Source organism: Mesorhizobium sp. M1027 (assembly GCF_040318745.1).
GTDB lineage: Bacteria > Pseudomonadota > Alphaproteobacteria > Rhizobiales > Rhizobiaceae > Mesorhizobium.
This window is the reverse complement of record NZ_JAMYMW010000003.1, coordinates 85,822-109,337: the sequence shown is the minus strand read 5'-3', so window position 1 is coordinate 109,337 and position 23,516 is coordinate 85,822. Positions and strand designations below refer to the sequence as shown.

Sequence of the window (23,516 nt, the reverse complement as noted above, 5' to 3'; positions counted from 1 at the left end):
ACATCATGGTCCAACAACAAGATAGCGCCGGCCCGCCGTGGCGCTCGCCGCGCCGAGTGCGCCATATGAGTTGCGGGCACGGCGGCACTTTTAGCGGTCCTCGAAACCGGTCAGCACGCCGACGGCGTTGATGCCGATCTCCTCGACGGCGTAGCCGCCTTCCATGACGAACAGCGTCGGCAGGCCGAGCCTGGCGATGCGGCGGCCGATCCTGGGATAGTCGCCCGTTTTCAGCTTGAACTGGCTGATCGGGTCCTTCTCGAAGGTGTCGACGCCGAGCGAAACCACGACGACGTCAGGAGCATAAGCCAAAAGCCTCGTGCAGGCGTCCTCAAGTGAGGCGTTCCACACCTCCCAGCCGGTGCCGAAGGGCATCGGATAATTGTCGTTGAAGCCTTCGCCGTCGCCCTCGCCGCGCTCGTCGGCATGGCCGAGGAAGAAGGGATATTCGGTCATCGGATCGCCATGCAGGTTCAGCACCTGCACGTCGCCGCGGCGGTAGAAGATCTCCTGGGTGCCGTTGCCGTGGTGATAATCGACGTCGAGGATCGACACGCGCCCGGCGCCATGGTCGCGAAACCATTGCGCGGCGACGGCGGCGTTGTTGATGAAGCAATAGCCGCCCATGAAGGCTGCGCCGGCATGGTGCCCCGGCGGTCGGCAGAGCGCGAAGGCCGAACGGTCACCGGCCTTGACCAACGCGGCGGCTGTCAGCGCGACGTCATAGGACGACTTGATCGCGTCCCATGTACCTTTGACGAACGTCGCGCCGCCATCGAAGGAGTAGAAGCCGAGCAGCGCATCGATGCCATTCGGTCGCACGTCGCCGCGCAGGCCGCGCGTCGGCCAGGTGAAGGGAATGGCCGAACCGCTGCGGCCCGATGCTTCCCAGAGCGGCCACACGGTCGGCAGGAAATCGATGTAGTCGCTGTCATGCACCTTCCTGGCGGCGGCGAGGTCGTGGATTTCCGGCGGCAGGATCGGACCGAGTTTTTCGCTCTCCACCCGCGCCCTGATGAACTCGGCGCGCGAAGGCTTTTCAAATGCGGGCACGATGGCGCCGGCGATCAATTCGACATTGCCGGAATGGCCGGCATGGAGAGGCGAAAAAACAGTCTTCATGAACTTGTTCCGTGGTGAGACGCGGCGACCCTAACCGTCCTGCATGGCCCTCCACAAGGCGCTGGGCCAACCGGCCATGGCTTGCTGGCCCGGCAGCCGGTCGTCTAGCCTGTCGGCAGCGCAACCGAACCGCGGGTAATCATGAGTTCAAATGCCGACCTGATCGTCACCAATGCCCGTGTGCTGACCATGGACGAAGGCAATCCGACGGCCGAGGCGGTGGCGATAAAGGACGGCAACATCCTGGCGGTCGGCGATCGCCGGACGGTCGAGGCGCTGAAAGGGCCGGCCACGAAGGTCATCGATGCGCAAGGCGGGTCGGTGGTGCCGGGCTTCATCGAAGCGCATATGCATCTTTTCGGCGGCGCGGCCGAACTCGACAATCTGCACCTTCAGGGCGTGCATGGCTTCGATGCGCTGAGCGAAGCGATCCGTGCCTACGCGGCGGCACGACCGTACGCCAAGCTGCTGCTTGGGGCCGGCGTCGACTACACCATCCTGTCCAGGGAAGAGCCGGTCACCCGCCACCATCTCGACCGCATCATCCCCGACCGGCCGTTCGCGATGTCGGCTTCCGATCACCACACGATGTGGGCCAATACCAAGGCGCTGGAGCTGGCCGGCATCCTGCACGGCAGACAACTCGGGCCCGGCAACGAGATCGTCATGGGCGCCGACGGCCTCGCGGCCGGCGAATTGCGCGAGGGCGAGGCGTTCGGGCCGATCCTCGAGCTTTCCGGGCAGAACCGCGTGCGGCTCGGCCTTGCGACAGGCGGCGAGCCCGAGCCGTACCCTTCCGCCGCCGAAGTCGCTGCCGATCGCGACCTGATGCATCGCGGGCTGGAATGGTGCGCCCGCCACGGCATCACCTCGATCCAGAACATGGACGGCAATTTTTACCAGCTCCAGCTGCTAGCCGGGCTGGAACAGGAAGGGCGGCTGCTCTGCCGCACCAAGATACCTTTTCATTTCAAGAATTTCATGACGCTCGACATGCTGGAAAAGGCATCGAGCATGGCCAACTCCTACCAATCGGAATGGCTGTCGTCCGGCATGGTCAAGATGTTTTACGACGGCGTGCTGGAGGGCTGGACCGCGGTCATGGTCGATGACTATGCCGACCGGCCGGGCTGGCGCGGTGAGCCGCTGTTTACGCCCGAGCATTTCGCCGAGGTGGCGCTGGAGGCCGACAGGCGCGGCCTGCAGATCGCCGTGCATTCGATCGGCGACGGCGCGGTGCGCGCGGTTCTCGACGGTTACGAGGCGGCGCAGCGGAAGAACGGCAGGCGCGACAGCCGGCACCGGGTCGAGCACATCGAGGTCACAACTGCCGCCGACGTGCCGCGCTTCGCCGAACTCGGCGTCATCGCCTCGATGCAGCCGCCGCACCCGCCCGGCGCCATGGACTTCCCGCTGGAGCCGACGCTTTCGCGCATCGGCCGCGAAAGATGGCCGCTGAGCTATGCCTGGCGGACACTGAAACAGGCGGGCGCGCATGTCGTCTTCGCTTCCGACTGGCCGGTGTCGCGGGTCGACCCGATCCTGGGCATTCAGGCGGCGGTGCTGCGCAAGCCTTGGGCAGAGGGCGATCCAGACCAGAGCTTCTCGCTGATCGAGGCGCTTGCCGGTTATACGGTCGAAGGTGCCTATGCCGAATTCATGGAACACCGCAAAGGCCGGCTGAAACCAGGCTATCTGGCCGATCTGGTGGTGCTGTCGGCCGATATCGAGGCAACTGAACCGGGTTTGCTACACAAGGTGCATCCGGTCAGCACCATCTGCGGCGGCAAGATCACTTACCAGGGTTGATGATGACGCTGACGATGGCACGGAGCTTGCATTCTGAACCGAGGTCCAGATGCATGGTTGCCAAGCCGACCGGCATATGCTGACAATCGAATGGGAACTGGATCCGCCATCAAGAGCGGACATGAAAATGGGGTAATGCGTGCCGGATCAACCGGGTAAGAGTGCAATCGAGGTCCGCGGCGTCCGCAAGGTGTTCGGTACCGGGGACGCCCAAGTCGCCGCTCTCGACACGGTTTCGGTGTCGATCCGCGAGAACGAGTTCTTCACGCTGCTGGGGCCGTCGGGCTGCGGAAAGACGACGCTGCTGCGGCTGATCGCCGGCTTCGATTTTCCCAGCGAAGGCGAAATCCTGCTGCACGGGCACGACATCGCGCCGCTACCGCCGTTCAAGCGGCCAGTCAACACCGTGTTCCAGTCCTACGCGCTGTTCCCGCACATGACCGTGGCCGAGAATATCGGCTTCGGCCTGGAGATGCTGGGCAAGCCGAAGACCGAAATCAAGGCGCGCGTCGCCGAGATGCTGAAGCTGGTCAAGATGGAGGCGCTGAGTGCCCGCCGCACCAGCCAGATCTCCGGCGGCCAGCAGCAGCGCGTGGCACTGGCGCGCGCGCTGGCACCGCAGCCAAAAGTGCTGTTGCTCGACGAGCCGTTGTCGGCACTCGACTACAAGCTGCGCAAGGAAATGCAGATCGAACTGAAACGGCTGCAGCACCAGACCGGCATCACCTTCATCTTCGTCACCCATGACCAGGAAGAAGCGCTGACCATGTCGGACCGCATCGCGGTGATGTCGGCCGGCAAGATCCTGCAGGTCGGCACGCCGCGCGATATTTACGACCGGCCGGCCGAGCGCTTCGTTGCCGACTTCATTGGCGAAACCAATTTCCTCAAGGGCACTGTCGTGTCGAAGAAATCCGGTATCGCGATGGTGAAGATCGCCTCCGAAGCGACGGTGGCGGCGGGATTTCCGGAAAACTTCGACCCTTCCGGCGCGGTGACTGTTGTGGTGCGGCCGGAACATGCCGATCTCGTCGCCGATGCCGCCAAGGGCATGGTCTCGGGAACCCTGGCAAATGTCGTCTATTTCGGCACCGACACCCACTATCACGTGAAGCTCGACGGCGGCGACGATTTCATCGTGCGCCACCAGAATAGCCGCTCGGGCGCCGTCTCATTCGAGCCGGGCGTCAAGGTCGGTGTCGTGTTCGAGGACGATGGCGCGCGCATTTTGAGGGATTGATGGCAGTCACGTTTTCCAAGGCGGCGGTATTCGAAGCGGAGGCGGAGAAAGCCACTGCAAGGCGCCACCGCCTGCTTTCGCTACCGGCTTTGGTAATCATCGGCATCTTCGGCGTGCTGCCGCTTCTCATCATCCTCATCTATTCATTTCTCGCCGCAGCACCCTATGGCGGGGTGCAGTGGAAGTTCTCGACAGACGCCTATCTGAACTTCCTGTTCCAGCGCGATATTTTCGACGACACGCTGCAGTTCACGCCGGATTTCCTGATCATCTATTTGCGCTCGTTTCTGTTTGCCGTGGTGACGACGATCATCTGCCTGCTGCTCGGCTTTCCGACCGCCTATTTCATGGCGACGCGACCGCCGGCGCAGCGCAACTGGTGGGTGCTGCTGATGACCATCCCATTCTGGTCGAACCTTCTGGTGCGCACGCTCGCCATCATGTTCATCATCCGCGACGAAGGCCTCATCAACAACGCGCTGATGGCACTGGGGGTGATCGAGAAGCCGATCACCATGCTCTACACCAACTTCGCCATCCAGCTCGGCCTGCTCTATTCGTTCCTGCCGTTCATGGTGCTGCCGCTCTATTCCAGCCTGGAGAAGCTGGATTTCCGGCTGGTCGAGGCCGCCTACGACCTCTACGCGACACGTCGGCAGGTGCTGTGGCGCGTGATCATCCCGCTGTCGCGGCCCGGCATCATCGCCGGCTGCCTGCTGGTCTTCATTCCGGCCCTCGGCGCTTATGTGACGCCGCTGATCCTGGGCGGCGGCATCCATCTGATGATCGGCGATCTCATCGCCCAGCAGTTCGGTTCCGGGCGCAATTGGCCGCTCGGTTGCGCGCAGGCGCTGATCCTGATGGCTGCGGTGCTGGTGGCGCTCTACTTCTATGTCCGCAACACGTCGGGGAAGATGGCGCATGGCTGACCCCCGCAGTACCGATATCAAGGACCAGCCGGGGTTCCGCTCGATCGCCATCATCTGCCTCTGCGTGCTCTACGCGCCGATCCTGATCCTGATGATCTTTTCGCTGAATACAGGGTCTCTGGTGACGCGTTGGGAGGGCATCGGGTTCGGCTGGTATGGCAGGGCGCTGTTCAACCAGGAATTCCACAACGCCGCCAAGAACACGCTGATCATCTCTGTCACCGCCACGATCGTTTCGACGATCGCCGCGACGCTGGCGGCAATCGGCATGACCCGCGTGAAGCCGTGGCGCGGGCTGTCGGCCGCCTTCATGGTCATCAACCTGCCGCTGATGGTTCCAGAAATCATCACAGCGGTGGCGACGCTCTCTTTCTTTGCGTTGATCGCGGGCACTTTCGGGCTCAATTTCGGCATCGGCAATCTGATCCTCGCCCACACCGTTTTTTGCATTCCATTCGCCTATATGCCGATCCGGGCGCGGCTCGAGGACATGGACCTGACGCTCGAAGCTGCGGCGGCCGACCTCTATGCCACGCCGTGGCATGCTTTCAGGCGCATAACGCTGCCATTGCTGGTTCCCGGCATCCTGTCAGGTGGGGCGCTCGCCTTTATCGTCTCCTTCGACGATTTCACCATCACGCAGCTGGTCGCCGGCCCCGGGCAGACGACGCTGCCCCTCTACATCTGGAACCAGATCAGGCGGCCAATGACGCCGGAGATAAATGCCATCTCCACCATCCTGCTGCTGGTTTCGATCCTGTTCGTCTCAATCTCGTTCCTGATCGCGCGCCGACGCGCCAAGTAAATTATAGGCCAGTGAATCAATGCGAAGGCAAAGGAGAGCGTGATGTCTAGGAAAATGATGGCTGCCGTGTCGACGGCGGCGCTTTTATGGGCGGTGCCTGCGCTCGCCGACGGTGAGCTGCACATCTACAATTGGGGTGACTACACCAACCCGAAGCTGATCGAAAAATTCGAAAAACAGTACAACGTCAAAGTGACGCTGGACGACTACGATTCGAATGAGACGATGCTGTCGAAGGTACGCGCCGGCAATTCCGGCTATGACATCGTCGTCCCTTCCGACTACACCGTGAAGATCATGATCGATGAGGGCCTGCTCGAAAAGACCGAGCCCAATGCGATGCCGAACGGCAAGAACCTCGACCCGCGCTTCGTCGACATCTACTGGGACAATGGCCGTCACTACACCGTCCCGTGGCAATTCGGCACCACTGCGTTCGAAGTCAACACCGACAAATACAAGGGCGACATCGACACGCTGGCGATCCTGTTCGATCCGCCAGACGAGTTGAAGGGCCAGATCAACATGCTCGACGATGTCAACACTGTGATGCATGCGGCCGAGCGCTATGCCGGCGTGCCGCGCTGCGGCGCCGACAAGGCCAATCTGAAGAAGGTCAACGACATACTGATGGCCGCCAAGCCGTCATGGAAGACCTTCAGCTACGACACCATAACCAAGATCACCTCCGGCGACGTGATCGTTACCGAGGCTTGGAATGGCGCAACCTATCGTGCGCGCCAGAAAATCCCGGCGATCAAATATGCCTATCCCAAGGAAGGCATCGAAGGCTGGATGGACAATGTCGCCGTGTTGAAGGGCGCCAAGAATCTCGAAAACGCCAAGCTGTTCCAGGATTTCGTCATGGCTCCGGAAAACGCGGCGCTGATTTCGGAATTCGCCGGCTACGACAACGGCATTGCCGGCAGTCACAAGTTCCTGCCGCCCGATTTCGCCAGCGCGCCGGAAATCAATCCGCCGGCCGGTGCACCGGCGGCGGAATTCGTACCGCCTTGCCCACCGGAAGTGGTCGAGATCTACAACAAGATCTGGACCAATTTGCGCAAGTAGCCTTGCTCTAGGATCAGACTGAAGGGAGGCTTCGGCCTCCCTTCCTTGCGCAAGGGGGTTGGATGAAATCTTACCGCAACAGCGAACCGGCGCCGCCGATCATGCAGGGTTCGCCGCCGCAGATGGTTCCGCCGAAGCTCGACTGGGACCGGCCGCCATGGAACCGATGGGCGTTCCAGCATATCCGCGAAATTCTGCCGACCGTCGAAGTCTGGCGCGGCAACGGCCATCGCCACAGGCTGGACCGGGCCGAGGTCGATTTCGATGCGCTGCCGGTGAGCGACAGCACGGGTAAGGCGACGACGCTGGCCGGGCTGCTCGACGAGACCTACACCGACGGGTTCCTCGTGCTCAAGGACGGCAAGGTCGCCTATGAGCGCTACTTCAACGGCATGACCGAGCGCACGCTGCATCTGTCGCAGTCGATGGCGAAGTCGGTCACCGCATCGGTGTTCGGCATACTGGTCGGACGCGGGCTGATCGATCCGGCTTTGCCGGTGACGACCTATCTGCCGGAGCTGGAGGCGACCGGCTGGGCAGGCGCCAGTGTGCAGCATGCGCTCGACATGACGAGCGGGGTGAGCTTTTCCGAGGAATACACCGATCCCTATTCGGACATCGGCCAGGTCGATGTCGCCACCGGCTGGAAGCCGGTGCCGCCGGACAGCGATCCGGCCTTCCGCTGGCCGTCGCACATATTCGAGTTGATCCTGGGGCTTAAGGAAAAGAGCCGACCGCACGGCGCTGCCTTCGAATACCGCTCGATCGAGACCGACGTGCTTGCCTTCATCATGGAACGGGTGAGCGGCAAGCGCCTGGCGCAGCTGGTCTCGGAAGAGCTCTGGCAAAAGCTCGGCGCGGATGAAAGTGCCTGCTTCACCGTCGACAGCGCCGGTTATGCAGTTGCCGACGGCGGCTTCAACGCCACGCTGCGCGACTATGGCCGCTTCGGCCAGCTGATCCTCGACAATGGCGGCGGCGTGGTGCCGGCCGACTGGATCGAGGCGACGCGCAATGGCAGGCATGGACCGGACTTCAGTCCCAGCCTGCCGGAAGGCAGCTACCGCAACCAGTTCTGGATCGAGGACCCGCGCTCGCGGGCACTGATGTGCCGGGGCGTGTTCGGGCAGCTGATCCATATCGACTGGAACATGAAAATGGTCGTGGTGAAGCTTTCGAGCTATCCGGATTTTACCAACGTCGCCTATTCGGTGGCGACTTTGAAAGCCGTGCACGCGATCGCCGCGGCGCTCGCCTAGAACGCCAAGACCGAAGGAAGCTCCAATGGCCGGCAGGACCGCGTTCGAGACCAGGTATGGCTTTGCCCGAAACCAAGTGCTGCTCGGCAATTGGCGAGAAAGCCCGTTCAGCCGGTGGTCGTTCCAGAATGCCGGCGAGCTGGTGCCGAGCGCTGCCGTGGCGGCAAAGCCGGGCAGCAGCGAGGCGCCGGCGCAGGATTTCGGCGGGCTACTTGGTGAAAAGGTCGCTCTTGCAGGCGGCGCGGGGACTGTCGCAGCTTTTCTCAAGCGCTCCGATACCGACGCGCTGACGATCATGAAAGGCGGCAAATTCGTCGGCGACTGGTTCGCACCGCATATGGAGTTCGGGGCGCGCCACATCGTCTTTTCGATCAGCAAGTCGCTGACCGCGATTGTTGCCGGGATATTGGCAGGCGAGGGGATTTTCGATCCGCAGGCTCCGGTAAGCCGCTATCTGCCCGAAGCTGCCGGCTCGGCCTATGGCGATGCGAGTGTGCGGCACGTGCTCGACATGGGTGTCAGCCTCGACTTCGAAGAGGCCTATCTCGATCCGGAAAGCGCCTTCGCCCGCTATCGCCGCGCCATGCTGTGGAATCCAGGCGGGGGCACCGAGAGCCTGGCCACTTTCCTCATGACGCTGCAGGGCCTGGCCGAGCCGCATGGCCGGACGTTCCGCTACCGTTCGCCCAATTCCGACCTGCTCGGCATCCTGCTCGAACGTGCGTCGGGCCGGCGCTTCGCCGATCTGATGCGCGAGAAATTATGGGAGCCGCTCGGCGCTGTCAGCGAAGCTTCGGTAACCGTGGACATGGAAGGCACGGCGCGTACGGCCGGCGGCATTTCGGTGACGCCGCGCGACCTCGCCCGGGTCGGCGAGATGATGCGGCAAGGCGGCATGGCCAATGGCTGCCGTATCGTGCCGGAGAGCTGGGTGCGCGATACGACCGAAACTGGCGGTGACGCCGAGGCTTGGCAACGCGGCACGATGGCGTTCCTGTTTCCGCGTGGCCGCTATCGCAACAAATGGTACCAGACGGGCGCGGCAAGCGGCGCCTTCTGCGGCATCGGCATCCACGGCCAGTGGCTTTACGTCAATCCGAAGGCCGAAATTGTAATCGCAAAGATGTCGTCGCAGCCGGTACCGGTCGACGATCCGCTCGATCTGGATATGATTTCTTTCTTCGAGGCGCTGAGCCGGATGGTCTGATCCGATCCAGACAGCCCGCAGCTTCCTGTGGACCTCTCAGCGGGTTGAAAACGTCGCGGTTGGCGCAGCGGGCGTCTCCGCCTATGGTCGCTGCTCTTTTCGACCAACGACAGGTACGACATGGCATCCGACATCAAGCGCATCGCAATCATCATAGCCGCCGAAATCGGCGCGCGGCCCGAACAGGCTGCGGCGGCGATCGGTTTGCTGGACGACGGCGCGACAGTGCCGTTTGTGGCGCGTTACCGCAAGGAGGTCACCGGCGGCCTCGACGACACGCAGCTGCGCGATCTTGCCGAGCGGCTCGCCTATCTGCGCGAACTCGACGCGCGCCGCGACACCATCCTTGGTTCGATCCGCGAGCAGGGCAAGCTAACCGAGGAGCTTGAAGCGAAAATCGCTGCTGCCGTGACCAAGGCGGAACTCGAAGATATCTACCTGCCTTACAAGCCGAAGCGCCGGACCAAGGCGGAGATCGCGCGCGAGCATGGGCTGGGCCCGCTGGCGGAAGCTATTCTCGCCGACCGTGCGGCCATGCCCGCCGAGCTGGCGCTGGCCTACATCAGCGAAGACGTGGCAGACGCCAAGGCAGCGCTCGAGGGTGCGCGCGACATCCTGTCCGAGCAGTTCGCCGAGAATGCCGACCTGGTCGGCAGATTGCGGACTTATATGAAGGAACGCGCATTCCTGCGGTCGCGCGTCGTCGACGGCAAGCAGGAGGCCGGCGCCAAATTTTCGGACTATTTCGACCATGTAGAGCGCTGGGCCAACGTGCCGAGCCATCGCGCACTGGCCATGCTGCGTGGCCGCAACGAGGAGGTGCTGTCGCTCGACATCGAGGTCGATGCCGACGATGTGTCACCGGTGAAACCGGTCGAGCGGATGATCGCCGACGCCTACGCCATCGGCCGCCAGTTGCCAGGCGACCGCTGGCTGATGGAGGTCGCCGGCTGGACCTGGCGCATAAAGCTGTCGCTGCACCTGACGCTCGATCTGATGCGGGACTTGCGCGAGCGGGCCGAGGAGGAAGCAATCCATGTCTTCGCCCGCAATCTCAAGGATTTGCTGCTTGCCGCGCCCGCCGGCTCACGGCCGACGATGGGCCTCGATCCGGGCATCCGCACCGGGGTCAAAGTGGCGGTGGTGGACGGCACCGGCAAGGTTCTGGCGACGACGACGGTCTATCCGTTCCCGCCGAAGAACGATGTCCGCGGCACGCAGGCCGAACTGGCGAAGCTCATCCGGCTGCACAAGGTCGAGCTGATTTCGATCGGCAACGGCACTGGCAGCCGCGAGACCGAAAGGCTGGTGGCCGACATGCTGGCTGATATGCCGGCCGGGTCCGGGCCGAAGCCGCTCAAGGTGATCGTCAGCGAGGCCGGCGCCTCGGTCTATTCGGCGTCGGCAACGGCGGCGGCGGAATTTCCCGGCCTCGACGTGTCGCTGCGCGGGGCGGTGTCGATCGCGCGGCGCCTGCAGGATCCGCTCGCCGAACTGGTCAAGATCGAGCCGAAGTCGATAGGCGTCGGCCAGTATCAGCACGATGTCGACCAGTACCGGCTCGGCCGCTCGCTGGAAGCGGTGGTCGAGGATGCGGTCAACGCCGTCGGCGTCGATCTCAACACGGCGTCAGCGCCGCTTCTGGCGCGGGTTTCGGGTCTCGGCGCATCGCTGGCCGAGGCGATCGTCGCGCACCGGGACGCGACCGGCCCGTTCGCCAGCCGCCGCGAACTGTTGAAGGTCTCCCGCCTTGGACCCCGCGCGTTCGAGCAATGCGCCGGCTTCCTGCGCATTCCAAACGGCAGCGAACCCCTCGATGCCTCGGCCGTGCATCCGGAAGCCTATGGCGTTGCCAAGAAGATCGTTGCGGCCTGCGGGCGCGACGTCCGCTCGCTGATGGGCGACAGCGCCGCACTCAAGGCGCTCGATCCGCGCGTCTTCGTCGATGAGCGCTTCGGCGTGCCGACGGTGCGCGACATCCTGGCGGAGCTGGAAAAGCCCGGCCGCGATCCGCGCCCCGGCTTCAAGACCGCGACCTTTGCCGATGGCATCGACGACATCAAGGATCTGAAGCCCGGCATGCAGCTTGAAGGCACCGTCACCAATGTCGCGGCTTTCGGCGCCTTCGTCGATATCGGCGTGCACCAGGACGGATTGGTGCACGTCTCGCAACTGGCTGATCGGTTCATCAAGGACGCGCATGAAGTGGTCAAGGCGGGCGACGTGGTCAAAGTGCGCGTCGTCGACGTCGATATCAAGCGCAAGCGCATCGGCCTGTCGATGCGCAAGGACGGCGACGGTGGCGCACCGAAGCCACGCGACAATGGCAGCAGGCCGGTGCCGCGCGCGCCGGCGCCCCAACGCCAGCCGGAGCGGCCGGCGCAGCAGGGCGCGTTCGGCGCCGCGTTGGCCGATGCGTTAAAGCGGAAATAATTTCGCGAGCCGGGCTGTGCCAGGTCAGACGGCGGCGCTCGACATTGATGATCCATCACCAATGCTCATGGATCGGCGAAGCTATTTCGTTTGATTTTTTTAGGACGGGAGCCGATAAGCCGCGCGTTTCAAGATTTCTGTTTCGATGCATGTCGTTATCTCCAGGCTGCCGAACACCCTCGGGTCAGGCCCGCGGGCAAGCTTTGGGCGACATGCATGAGTTTGGGAGACCGAGAGCCATGGCCGCCGACAAGAACGCATTCGTCTGGGATGATCCTTTCCTGATCGAGGACCAGCTTTCGGAGGACGAGCGCATGGTGCGCGATGGCGCCGCGGCGTTTGCCGCCGACAAGCTCGCTCCGAAGATCGAGGAAGCCTACCTCGAGGAAAAGACCGACGCCGGGATCTTTCGCGAAATGGGCGAGGCGGGTCTGCTCGGCATCACCATCCCCGAGGAATATGGCGGGCTCGGCGCCAACTACGTCACCTACGGGCTGGTCGCGCGGGAAGTGGAGCGGATCGATTCCGGCTATCGCTCGATGATGAGCGTGCAGTCGTCGCTGGTGATGTATCCGATCCATGCCTATGGCTCGGAAGAACAGCGCAGGAAATACCTGCCGAAGCTGGCGTCGGGCGAATGGATCGGCTGCTTTGGCTTGACCGAACCTGATGCCGGTTCCGACCCGGGCGGCATGAATACGCGGGCCGAGAAGACCGCGAACGGCTACAGGATCTCCGGCTCGAAAATGTGGATTTCCAACGCGCCGATCGCCGACGTTTTCGTGGTCTGGGCAAAGTTGTCCGACGAAAGTGGGGGCGCGCATGACAACCAGATTCGCGGCTTTATCCTGGAAAAGGGCATGAACGGGCTGTCGGCGCCGAAGATCGGCGGCAAGCTGTCGCTGCGCGCCTCGATCACCGGCGAAGTGGTGATGGAAGGCGTCGAGGTCGGCGAAGATGCGTTGCTGCCCAATGTCTCGGGCCTGAAGGGTCCGTTCGGCTGTCTCAACCGGGCGCGCTACGGCATCTCCTGGGGTGCCATGGGCGCGGCCGAGGATTGCTGGCACCGCGCCCGCCAGTATGGCCTTGATCGCAAGCAGTTCGGCAAGCCGCTGGCCGGCACGCAGCTTTTCCAGAAGAAGCTCGCCGACATGCAGACCGAAATCGCGCTCGGCCTGCAGGGTAGCCTGCGCGTCGGGCGGCTGATGGATGAAGGCAAGATGGCGCCCGAGATGATCTCGCTCGTCAAGCGCAACAATTGCGGCAAGGCGCTCGACATCGCCCGCCAGGCCCGCGACATGCATGGCGGCAATGGCATCCAGATCGGCTACCACGTCATGCGCCACGCCCAGAACCTGGAAACCGTCAACACCTATGAGGGCACGCATGACGTGCATGCGCTGATCCTCGGACGGGCGCAGACCGGGTTGCAGGCGTTCTTCTAGCATTGGCAGGGGTCCTCCGCTTCCAGGGCGCCATTGCCTGGCATCCCCGCAAGGCGGGCGATCGGCAGCTTTCGTCGGCGGTGTCACATTTTGTTCTTGCTTTGTGCCGGCAGCTATGCTATTAATTTGGGTATGGTGCCAATGGGCGCCGACGACCCGCCCACCGAGGCGGGTTTTTCTTTCAGCTTCTTTTCGACCAAGCATCGCGCGTGCTGCCGATCATCGATATCGGCGGGACAGCGCCCGATGCTAACCCGCCGGCCTTCGGCCCAGCACCGTTGCAACGTCATGCCGCCACGCCGCGGAATCCCCGGGTCGGCGCTCCGTTTCGTGAAGCTATGAAAGCTGCTTGATTTAGGTGCAGCGCAACATCTCTGCTTGGAGAATGCTCAGCATTCGTGTCAGGGTTCAGCGAACTCCTTTTGAAACACCGACCTCAGGGGCACCATGGCAATTCTGGCAGCCGTCTATCACCTGACCCACTACAAATACGACAGGCCGGTCGTCTTGGGCCCGCAAGTCATAAGGTTGCAGCCTGCGCCGCATTCCCGCACGAAAGTGCTCAGCCATTCGCTGAAGGTCGGGCCGGCAAATCACTTCGTCAATTTGCAGCAGGACCCCTACGGCAATTTCCTTGCCCGCTTCGTCTTCCCCGAGCCGGTGACGGAACTGAAGATCGAGGTCGATCTCGTTGCCGACATGACGGTCTACAATCCGTTCGATTTCTTCGTCGAGCCCTCGGCCGAGACGTTTCCGTTCGAATACCCCGAAGAGATCAGGGACGATCTGACCATCTACCGGACGCCGGAACCGGCGGGGCCGCTGTTGGAGGCATTCCTCAAAACCCTCGACCGCGGCCCGACCAACACCGTCAATTTTGTCGTCGACCTCAATGCGCGGCTGCAGCGCGAGATCGCCTATATCGTGCGCATGGAAACCGGCGTCTTCTCGCCCGAGGAAACGCTGGCCGCCGGCAAGGGGTCGTGCCGGGATTCCAGCTGGCTCCTGGTGCAGATACTGAGGAACCTCGGCATCGCTGCGCGCTTCGTCTCCGGCTACCTGATCCAGCTGAAGCCCGACCTCGTCGCGCTTGACGGACCGCCCGGCACCGCCGTTGACTTCACCGATCTCCATGCCTGGTGCGAGGTGTATCTGCCGGGCGCCGGTTGGATCGGCTTCGACCCGACCTCCGGCCTGCTCACCGGCGAAAGCCATGTGCCGCTCGCGGCAACGCCGCATTTCCGCAATGCCGCGCCGATCTCCGGCATGGCGAGCTTCGCCAATGTCGAGTTCGGCTTCGACATGCGGGTCGACCGCATCGCCGAGCATCCGCGCATTACCAAGCCGTTCTCCGACGAGAGCTGGCAGGCGCTGGACGCGCTGGGGGTCGAGGTCGATGCCGCGCTCCAGGCCGGCGACGTGCGGCTGACCATGGGCGGCGAGCCGACCTTCGTCTCGATCGACGATTTCGAGGCTGCAGAGTGGAACACCGCCGCCGTCGGGCCGACCAAACGCGAAAAGGCCGATGCGCTGATCCGCCGGCTACGCGAGCGCTTCGCGCCGGGCGGCTTCCTGCATTACGGGCAAGGCAAGTGGTACCCCGGCGAAAGCCTGCCGCGCTGGACCTTCTCGCTCTACTGGCGCACCGACGGCGAGCCGGTGTGGAGCGACCCGTCGCTGATCGCGCATGAAAAGAGCGAGGCGGATGTCGGACCGATGCAGGCCGAGAGCCTGCTGACCGCGATTGCCGACGAACTCGGCATCGACAAGACGATGGTCAGCGAAGCCTATGAGGATCCCGCCGAATGGCTGCTCAAGGAGGGCAAGCTGCCTGACAACGTCGATCCTTCCAATTCGAAGCTGGAGGACCCGGAGGAGCGCAGCCGCATGGCGCGGGTGTTCGAACGCGGGCTGACCAAGCCGTCGGGCTATGTGCTGCCTGTCCAGCGCTGGAACAGCCAGGCGTCAGGACCGCGCTGGCGCTCGGAGAAGTGGAAGACGCGGCGCGGCAGGCTGTTCCTGGTGCCGGGAGATTCACCGGTAGGTTACCGCCTGCCGCTCGGCACGCTGCCTTACGTGCCGCCGGCGCAGTTCCCCTACATCGTGCCGGTCGACCCATCGCTGCCGCGCGGACCATTGCCGGCGCGTGAGGCGATCTTGCCCGATTCTGCTTCTTCGCCTGCGTCGGCCGAACTTGAAGGCGCCGACGAAATGGCGCGACGTCAGCAGGCCGTTTCCTTCACGGCCGTTACCGGCCAGCAGGACCGCGTCGAACAGGAGATCACCGAGATCGGCGGCGCCGTGCGCACGGCACTTTCGGTCGAGCCGCGCGACGGACGGCTTTGTGTGTTCATGCCGCCTGTCGAGGCGCTGGAGGACTATCTCGAACTGGTCGCGGCGGCGGAGAACGCGGCAAAGGCTATTGGCCTGCCTGTGCATATCGAGGGTTACGGCCCGCCGCACGATCCGCGCCTCAACGTCATCCGTGTGGCACCTGATCCCGGCGTCATCGAAGTCAATATCCACCCCGCTGCCAATTGGCAGGATTGCGTGGCGACGACCACGGCGATCTACGAGGAGGCGCGGCAGACGCGGCTTGGCGCCGACAAGTTCATGATCGATGGCCGCCATACCGGTACCGGCGGCGGCAACCACGTCGTCGTGGGCGGCGCAACGCCCAATGACAGTCCGTTCCTGCGCCGCCCCGACATGTTGAAAAGCTTGGTGCTGCAGTGGCAGCGGCATCCGTCGCTGTCCTATCTGTTCTCCGGCCTGTTCATCGGCCCGACCAGCCAGGCGCCGCGCTTCGACGAGGCACGCCACGATTCGCTCTACGAACTCGAAATCGCGATGGCGCAGGTGCCGCATCCGGACAAGGGCGCGGCACCCCTGCCGTGGCTGGTCGACCGGCTGTTCCGCAACCTTCTGACCGACGTGACCGGCAATACCCATCGCTCGGAAATCTGCATCGACAAGCTATTTTCGCCGGACGGGCCGACCGGCCGGCTCGGGCTGGTCGAATTCCGCGGCTTCGAGATGCCACCCAACGCGCGCATGAGCCTGGCGCAGCAATTGCTGGTGCGCGCCATCATCGCTCGGGCCTGGAAGAACCCGCTCGACGGCCGCTTCGTGCGCTGGGGCACCTCGCTGCACGACCGTTTCATGCTGCCGCATTATGTCTGGGCTGACTTTCTCGATGTGCTGGACGACCTCAAGCTGAACGGCTTTGCATTCCGTCCGGAATGGTTCGACGCCCAGCTCGAATTCCGCTTCCCGTTCTGCGGCGAGGTCCAGCATGCCGGTATCAAGCTGGAACTGCGGCAAGCGCTGGAGCCGTGGCATGTGATGGGCGAGCAAGGCGCGATCGGCGGCACCGTGCGCTTTGTCGATTCCTCCGTCGAGCGGCTGCAGGTGAAGACCGAGGGACTCAACCCGGAGCGTCACGCGGTCGTCTGCAACGGCCGCCTGGTGCCGATGAAGGTGACCGACAACCGCGAGATCGCGGTGGCGGGCGTTCGTTTCAAAGCCTGGCAGCCGGCGTCGGGCCTGCATCCGGCGCTGCCGGTCAACACGCCGCTGGTCTTCGACATCTATGACCGCTGGTCGGGCCGCGCGGTCGGCGGCTGCGTCTACCACGTCGCGCATCCCGGCGGGCGCAGCTACGACACGTTCCCGGTCAACGGCAACGAAGCGGAGGCGCGGCGGCTCGCCCGCTTCGAGCCGCGTGGCCATACGCCGTCCAGCTATGTGCTGCGCAACGAAGAAGCCTCTGAAGATTTCCCGATGACCCTTGACCTTCGGCGACCGCAAAGACTCTGATCAGCCATGGCGAAGGGGAATCACAAAAGGCTGCGCAGCAAGCCGCAGACCCACAGTCTGCTGGAGCACTACCAGCCGATCGACGGCGTCGTCGACGAGATGGTCGATGCGTCGGGCAATCCGCGGCCGGCCTGGCGGCACTTCATCGAGGCGCTGGAGGACCTGGGGCCGGAAAAGCTTGCCCAGCGCTTCGCCCGCGCCGACCAATACCTGCGCGACGCCGGCGTCTACTACCGCGTCTATGACAAGGCCGGCGCCAACGAGCGGGAATGGCCGCTGGCACATGTGCCGCTGCTGATCGAGGAGCAGGAATGGGCTGACATCAGCGCCGGCCTGATCCAGCGCGCCGATCTGTTCGAGGAGACCATCGCCGACATTTACGGGCCGAACCGGCTGGTCGAGAAAGGCATTCTGCCGGCCGGATTGATCGCGGCCAGCCCGGAATATTTGCGGCCGGTCGTCGGCACCAGGCCGGCCAGCGGCCATTTCCTGCATTTCTGCGCCTTCGAGCTCGGTCGTGGCCCGGACGGCCGCTGGTGGGTGCTTGGCGACCGCACACAGGCCCCATCTGGCGCCGGCTTCGCACTGGAAAACCGCGTCGCCACCACAAGGGCGCTGTCCGACATCTACGGCGAGATGCATGTGCACCGCCTGGCCGGCTTCTTCCGCCGTTTTCGCGATGCGCTGATCGGCATGGCCAAGCAAGCCGGTGGCCGTGTCGCCATCCTGACGCCGGGACCGCTGAACGAAACCTATTACGAACATGCCTATATCGCCCGCTATCTCGGCATCATGCTGCTCGAGGGCGAGGACCTGACTGTCTCGAGCGGCAGGCTGATGGTGCGCACGGTTTCGGGGCTGATGCCGGTGAGCGTCTTGTGGCGGCGGCTCGACGCCGCCTTCGCAGATCCGCTCGAACTGCGGCCGGACTCGCAGATCGGCACGCCGGGGCTGGTCGAAGCGGTCCGGCAGGGGGCGGTTTCGGCCGTCAACGCGCTGGGCTCCGGCCTGATGGAGACACGCGCGCTGCTCGCCTTCCTGCCGAAGATTTCGCGCGCCCTGCGCAATGAGGAGCTGCTGCTGCCGACCGTCGCGACGTGGTGGTGCGGGCAGGAGGCGGAGCGCGAGCATGTGCTCGCCAATATCGATAGCATGGTGATCGGTCCGGCGCTGTCGACGCGGCTCGCCTTCGAGGATGACGGCTCGACCAAGCTCGGGTCAGCGCTGTCGGTCGAGGAGCGGACCGAACTCGTCGCCCGGATCGAACGGGACGGCGGCGACTTCGTCGGCCAGGAAGCGGTGACGCTGTCGACCACCCCGGTCTATGTCGGCGGCTGGCTGGAGCCGCGGCCGGCCAGCCTGCGCGTCTATCTGGCGCGCACGCCGGAAGGCTGGACCGTGATGCCGGGCGGTTTTGCCCGTGTCGGCTTTTCGCTCGACCCGACGGCCATCGCCATGCAGCGCGGCGGCCAGGCGGCGGATGTCTGGGTGGTCAGCGACAGGCCGGTGGAGCGCGAGACGCTGCTGCCGCAGGAGCACGACAGCTTTACCCGAACCTTGCCAGGCAGCCTGCCCAGCCGCGCGGCGGAAAACCTGACATGGCTTGGGCGCTATATCGAGCGGTCGGAAGACACGGTGCGCATCCTGCGCGCCTACCATGTGCGGCTGGCCGAGACATCCGATCCCGAGATGCCGCTGCTCGCCGATATCAGGGACCATCTCGCGCCGTTCGGCATCGATGTCGAGACGGCAATCCCATTGGGGCTCATCAGCACCCTGGACAGCGCCGTGTACAGTGCCGGACAAATCCGAGACCGTTTCTCGCCGGATGGCTGGCTGGCATTGAAGGATCTGTCGAAGACCATCCATCAATTTGCCGCCACGGTGGCGCCGGGCGATGACGCGACAAGGGCAATGACGGTGATCCTGCGCAAGCTGGCCGGGTTTTCCGGTCTGCTGCACGAGAACATGTACCGCTTTGCCGGCTGGCGTTTCCTCGAAATCGGTCGCAGGCTCGAACGCGGCATCCAGATCGCCCGCACGCTCGCGCGGCTGACCAGAGCCCAGGCGCCTGAAGGCGCACTCGACATGATGCTGGAGATCGGCGACAGCGTCATGACGCACCGTCGGCAATATCCGGTGCAGGCGGGGCGGCGCACCGTGGTCGACCTTCTGGCGCTCGATCCGCTCAACCCACGCTCGATCCTTTTCCAGCTCGAACGGCTGAAAGCCGAAATCGCGCTGCTGCCCTCCGTCGGGGCTGAAGGCCATATGTCGCCGGCGGCCAAGGAAATTCTGCAGCTCAACACGTCGATCGCCATCAAGGAGCCCTCGGACATGACGGCCGAGGCCCTCGGCGATCTCGCCAATGAAATCGGCGGGCTCTACAACAGCCTCGCCAAAGCCTTTTTCGGGTAGAGACAGCATGCTCTACGACATCAGGCTTCACCTGCGTTACGACTATGATGCGGCGGCCGGCGGCGGCCGCCATCAGGTGCGCGTGCTGCCGCCGACCATCCCTGGCGTGCAGCGCGTCGTCGCCGCTTCACTGTCTTTTGTGCCGGCGCCCAGCGAACGCTCCGACTTTTCCGATTTTTTCGGCAACAGTGTCACCTCGATCGCCTTTCGTGACGCGCATGATGCGCTCGACATCAGGATGAGCGCGCGTGTTTCAGTGTCGCGGCCGGAGCCCGGGCTCGACGTATCGCCGGACATACGCCGGCTGAGGGAAGAACTCGGCGCCGTGCACTCGCTGGCGCCGGCGTCGCCGCATCACTTTCTGGCCGCCAGCGATCATGCCGGCATCGACGCGGCAATCACTGCCTATGCGAAAGGCAGTGCCGGCAGTTCGACAGTCGGCACGGCCATGGCTCTGTGCAACCGCATTCACCGCGATTTCACCTATGACGGCGATGCGACCACCGTGCAGACGCGGGCCAGCGACGCCTTCGGCCTGAAGCGCGGCGTCTGCCAGGATTTTTCCCACATCATGATCGCCGGCCTGCGCGGCCTCGGCATTCCTGCCGGCTATGTCAGCGGGTTCCTCCGCACCATCCCGCCGCGCGGAAAGCCGCGGCTCGAAGGCGCCGACGCCATGCATGCCTGGGTCAAGGTGTGGTGCGGGCGCGATGCCGGCTGGCAGGAATTCGATCCGACCAACGGCATGCGGGCAAGCAACGACCATATCACGGTCGGCTATGGCCGCGACTACTCCGATGTGGCGCCGATCGTCGGCGTGCTGAAAACCACGGGCGGGCAGGTTGGCGAGCAGGCAGTCGACGTCATACCGGTCGTGCTCGAAAAGGCGTGACGGTCTCGGGAACGCGAGCGTGATCATTCCATCGTCCAATGCGGCGGCAATCGTCACCGGAACGCTGGCCACGCTTCGGTCCGAGGCCGAGGTGATCGGCAGGTGCTGCTAGTCGACAATTCTTTCTGGATGACGACGCCTGCTGGCAGACGCCCCTGAACGAGCTGTCCCATGCCGTCGCCACCTGCGCGAGGAAGGCCTTCGCCATGCTTCGTTGCAGGACTTCTGTATCGAAGAGTTGTGAACACCTAAGCTTTTACCAGGAATAACCCCCTGCCAACATTGACCCCGCACCAGAGTCGGTAGAGTTTGACGCTGATATTTACTTGAGGGGTTCAAGGTGGCTTCCCATCCGTACATTTCCGGTGCACGCAACATTACCCAGATGATCGGGTTTCTGCGTAAAAGTTTTCCAGCCACTGTGTCGTCTGACACGGTCAAGAAGTTGGGCCTGGCGCCCAAGAACGAAAGCTACGTTATTAATGTGCTCCAGTTCCTCGGGATTATTGATAGCGAAGGTAAGCGCACCGACACGGGACATGCAGTCCTCACGAAGCATGAGGATACGGAGTTTCAGCAGGCATTCGCGGAACTTGTGAAGGCAGCCTACTCTGAACTTTTCGAGCTGCGCGGCGACGCTGCTTGGGAAATGAGCCGGGACCAGTTGATTGGCTACTTCCGAAGCGCCGATAAAACCGGCGACGTTATCGGAGGCCGACAAGCTGGCGTCTTTATGGCTTTACGAGAGTTAGCCGGTCACAACACGAGTGAGTCTGCTTCAGCGAGACCCAAGGCTTCCAGCGGGCCTAAGAAGCAGCAGCCTCCCAAGAAAGCGACTAAAGCTTCCGCGACCACCAAGTCCGAGGAGGTGATGGGGGAGCCGCCAACTGCCACGGTCTTGAAGGGACAAAAGGGCGACGTGGCGCTGACCGTCCGCATCGAAATAAACCTGCCAGCGGAAGGCACTCAGGAAACCTACGACGCCATCTTCAAGAGCATCCGGGCCAATCTCTTTCCATGAGCGTAGCGCTTGAGATTTTTGAACGGATTGCGCGCGCGACAAAGAGCGTTGGCCAGACCTCGCCTGCGGAAAGCCGGGGCGTCCACCCGTTCGATGAGCGCAACATCCACCCCGACATCGCGACCGTGTCTCAAAAGCTCTTCGATGACGGGCATTTTTCCCAAGCCACGTTCGAGGCCTTTAAGTTCATCGACAACCAGGTGAAGGTGCTCTCGGGCATTCAGGACAGCGGGTTTAACCTAATGATGAATGCTTTCAACGAAAAGGCACCGAAGATTCAGCTGACAGATCTTGTCTCGATAAGCGACAAGGACGAGCAACTGGGTTACCGGTATATTTTTGCCGGTTCAATGTCCGGCATCCGCAACCCCCTTGGTCATGACAATCGAGTCGACACCATCGGCCTCTGCCTTGACCACCTTTCAGTGGCTTCGGTGCTTTTGCGCAGGCTGGAGGCCCGCAAGGCCCCATAGTCCCCACAACTGGCGGCCAGAGCCATATCCAGCTTCAGTACCGCTCGCATGGTCTCGGCAGTGTGGTCGTCGCCCACGAAGAGCCTATTTGCTTAATGCGCGGTGCAACCGGCGCAGCTTGAGCTGGCGCACGGAATTAGTAGACGCTGGCTTTCTGCTATCCTTGGAAATCCGCCATATAAGGGATCGGCGGATCGGACAGCAATCGTCACGCAAGACGCCGCCGAGCAATTGTCGCCATTGCGCGTCCCAAAAGCAGTCCGCGATGCCGGCGACTCCCGATGCCCCGGCTTGTTGACGAATATTCAAAGTCGGTGAGCATGACGCCATTCTGAAGCGTGCCGGAACCAGCGGCCGGTCCGGCGCTTATCTATGGAAAAATTTCCGTGGAGAGGACATGCTCGACAAATCCGGATCGTCGTCTGGCCGATCGGCTGTGAGGAAAGCTGCACCAAAGAACGGGGTGCCGCAGAACGGGGCGCTGGAGAATGGCGCGCAAGCCTCGGCCGTTCGGGCCTCGCTCAACTATGTCAGCGACACTGAGCCCGGTATTCGCCGGCTGCGTTCGGGCAAGGGGTTCTCGTACAAAGGACCCGACGGGCGGATTGTCGACGGGGAGGCGCTGGCACGCATCAAGGCGCTCGCCATCCCACCGGCCTGGACGGATGTCTGGATCTCGCCGGATGCCGATGGTCATATCCAGGCGACCGGTAGGGACCAGCGTGGACGCAAACAATACCGCTATCACCCGCACTGGGCGGAGGAGCGTGACGGCGTCAAATATTCGAGCCTGGTCGCCTTCGCGGAGAGCCTGCCCGAACTGCGGCGGCAGATCGACGTCGATTTGCGCCGTCACGGCCTGCCGCTGGAACGCGTCGTTTCGGCTATCGTCTGGCTGCTCGACAACACGATGATCCGTGTCGGCAATGCCGCCTACGCGCGCGACAACAAGAGTTTTGGGCTGACCACCCTGCGCGACCGCCATGTCGACATCAAGGGCTCGAGCCTGCGCTTCGCCTTCATCGGCAAATCCGGCAAGGAATGGAGATTGAAGCTTGTCGATCGCCGGATTGCCAAGGTCGTGCGCGGAGCGCAGGACTTGCCGGGGCAGAAGTTGTTTCAGTATCTCGACGAGGACGGAAACAGGCATCCGGTGCGCTCAGACGACGTCAACCGCTATATCAGGGAAAACGCCGGAGCGGAGTTCAGCTCCAAGCACTTCAGAACCTGGGGCGGCACCATTCATGCCGCGTCGCTGTTTGCCCAAACCGAACGTCCCGAAAGCCAGGCGCAGCAAAAGCGGGTGATGAACAATGTCATCGACAAGGTTGCCGAGCGGCTCGGCAACACACGCGCGGTCTGTCGCCAATGCTACATCCATCCGGAAGTGTTCCGTGCCTGGTCCGAAGGACGGCTGCTTGACGAAATGGCGGATGCCAACAAAGGCAAGCGCTCGGTCGCCGGGCTCGACGACGAGGAGGCCCTGGTCTTGAGATGGCTGAAGGCGAGAGAAAGCTGACGTCGGACCGCGGCGTATTTTTTTGTCGACGCCATGTCGGCATCGGTCCTAGTG

General features: G+C 63.3%; 16 protein-coding genes. 15 read left to right on the top strand and 1 reads right to left on the bottom strand.

What is annotated here, in order from left to right; genetic code table 11:
- Nucleotides 1-90: 90 nt before the first annotated feature.
- Nucleotides 91-1,122: a histone deacetylase family protein gene (locus NKH50_RS07585; RefSeq protein WP_352702840.1), complete on the bottom strand. Its 1,032-nt coding sequence runs from the start codon at nucleotides 1,120-1,122 to the stop codon at nucleotides 91-93.
- 141 nt (nucleotides 1,123-1,263) lie between these two features.
- Here NKH50_RS07585 and NKH50_RS07580 point away from each other — a divergent pair, with 141 nt between their 5' ends.
- From NKH50_RS07580 to NKH50_RS07510, 15 genes are all read left to right on the top strand, one after another.
- Nucleotides 1,264-2,931 carry an amidohydrolase gene (locus NKH50_RS07580; RefSeq protein WP_352702842.1) on the top strand — a complete coding sequence of 556 codons (1,668 nt, stop codon included), beginning with the start codon at nucleotides 1,264-1,266 and terminating at the stop codon, nucleotides 2,929-2,931.
- A 139-nt stretch (nucleotides 2,932-3,070) separates the two neighbouring features.
- Nucleotides 3,071-4,171, top strand: a complete 1,101-nt coding sequence (locus NKH50_RS07575; RefSeq protein ID WP_352702845.1) for an ABC transporter ATP-binding protein — start codon at nucleotides 3,071-3,073, stop codon at nucleotides 4,169-4,171.
- Entirely contained in the window at nucleotides 4,171-5,100 is a 930-nt protein-coding gene (locus NKH50_RS07570; protein WP_352590641.1) for an ABC transporter permease, read from the top strand. Before NKH50_RS07575 ends, NKH50_RS07570 begins: the two co-directional genes overlap by 1 nt.
- Nucleotides 5,093-5,905, top strand: coding sequence for an ABC transporter permease (locus tag NKH50_RS07565; RefSeq protein WP_352702849.1), 813 nt, complete (start codon nucleotides 5,093-5,095; stop codon nucleotides 5,903-5,905). Before NKH50_RS07570 ends, NKH50_RS07565 begins: the two co-directional genes overlap by 8 nt.
- 42 nt (nucleotides 5,906-5,947) lie before the next feature.
- A complete protein-coding gene (locus NKH50_RS07560) occupies nucleotides 5,948-6,976 on the top strand; it encodes an extracellular solute-binding protein (RefSeq protein WP_352702851.1) in 1,029 nt (342 codons plus the stop codon).
- Between the two features lie 62 nt (nucleotides 6,977-7,038).
- On the top strand, nucleotides 7,039-8,235 hold the full coding sequence (locus tag NKH50_RS07555; RefSeq protein ID WP_352877699.1) for a serine hydrolase domain-containing protein: 1,197 nt from the start codon (nucleotides 7,039-7,041) through the stop codon (nucleotides 8,233-8,235).
- A gap of 25 nt (nucleotides 8,236-8,260) precedes the next feature.
- Nucleotides 8,261-9,442 (top strand): serine hydrolase domain-containing protein, encoded by a 1,182-nt coding sequence (locus NKH50_RS07550; RefSeq protein WP_352877696.1) that lies wholly within the window; start codon nucleotides 8,261-8,263, stop codon nucleotides 9,440-9,442.
- Nucleotides 9,443-9,562: 120 nt separating this feature from the next.
- Nucleotides 9,563-11,875 carry a Tex family protein gene (locus NKH50_RS07545; RefSeq protein ID WP_352877693.1) on the top strand — a complete coding sequence of 771 codons (2,313 nt, stop codon included), beginning with the start codon at nucleotides 9,563-9,565 and terminating at the stop codon, nucleotides 11,873-11,875.
- Between the two features lie 239 nt (nucleotides 11,876-12,114).
- Nucleotides 12,115-13,320, top strand: coding sequence for an acyl-CoA dehydrogenase (locus tag NKH50_RS07540; RefSeq protein WP_352877691.1), 1,206 nt, complete (start codon nucleotides 12,115-12,117; stop codon nucleotides 13,318-13,320).
- A gap of 447 nt (nucleotides 13,321-13,767) precedes the next feature.
- Nucleotides 13,768-17,139: a transglutaminase family protein gene (locus NKH50_RS07535; RefSeq protein WP_352877688.1), complete on the top strand. Its 3,372-nt coding sequence runs from the start codon at nucleotides 13,768-13,770 to the stop codon at nucleotides 17,137-17,139.
- A gap of 6 nt (nucleotides 17,140-17,145) precedes the next feature.
- Nucleotides 17,146-19,557: a circularly permuted type 2 ATP-grasp protein gene (locus NKH50_RS07530; RefSeq protein ID WP_352877685.1), complete on the top strand. Its 2,412-nt coding sequence runs from the start codon at nucleotides 17,146-17,148 to the stop codon at nucleotides 19,555-19,557.
- 7 nt (nucleotides 19,558-19,564) lie between these two features.
- Entirely contained in the window at nucleotides 19,565-20,449 is an 885-nt protein-coding gene (locus NKH50_RS07525) for a transglutaminase family protein (protein WP_352877682.1), read from the top strand.
- 340 nt (nucleotides 20,450-20,789) lie between these two features.
- A complete protein-coding gene (locus NKH50_RS07520; RefSeq protein ID WP_352877679.1) occupies nucleotides 20,790-21,470 on the top strand; it encodes a DUF5343 domain-containing protein in 681 nt (226 codons plus the stop codon).
- On the top strand, nucleotides 21,467-21,943 hold the full coding sequence (locus tag NKH50_RS07515) for a TIGR02391 family protein (protein ID WP_352877676.1): 477 nt from the start codon (nucleotides 21,467-21,469) through the stop codon (nucleotides 21,941-21,943). The genes NKH50_RS07520 and NKH50_RS07515 overlap by 4 nt, the downstream gene beginning before the upstream one ends.
- Before the next feature lie 397 nt (nucleotides 21,944-22,340).
- Nucleotides 22,341-23,462: a DNA topoisomerase IB gene (locus NKH50_RS07510; protein WP_352877673.1), complete on the top strand. Its 1,122-nt coding sequence runs from the start codon at nucleotides 22,341-22,343 to the stop codon at nucleotides 23,460-23,462.
- Nucleotides 23,463-23,516: the final 54 nt, after the last annotated feature.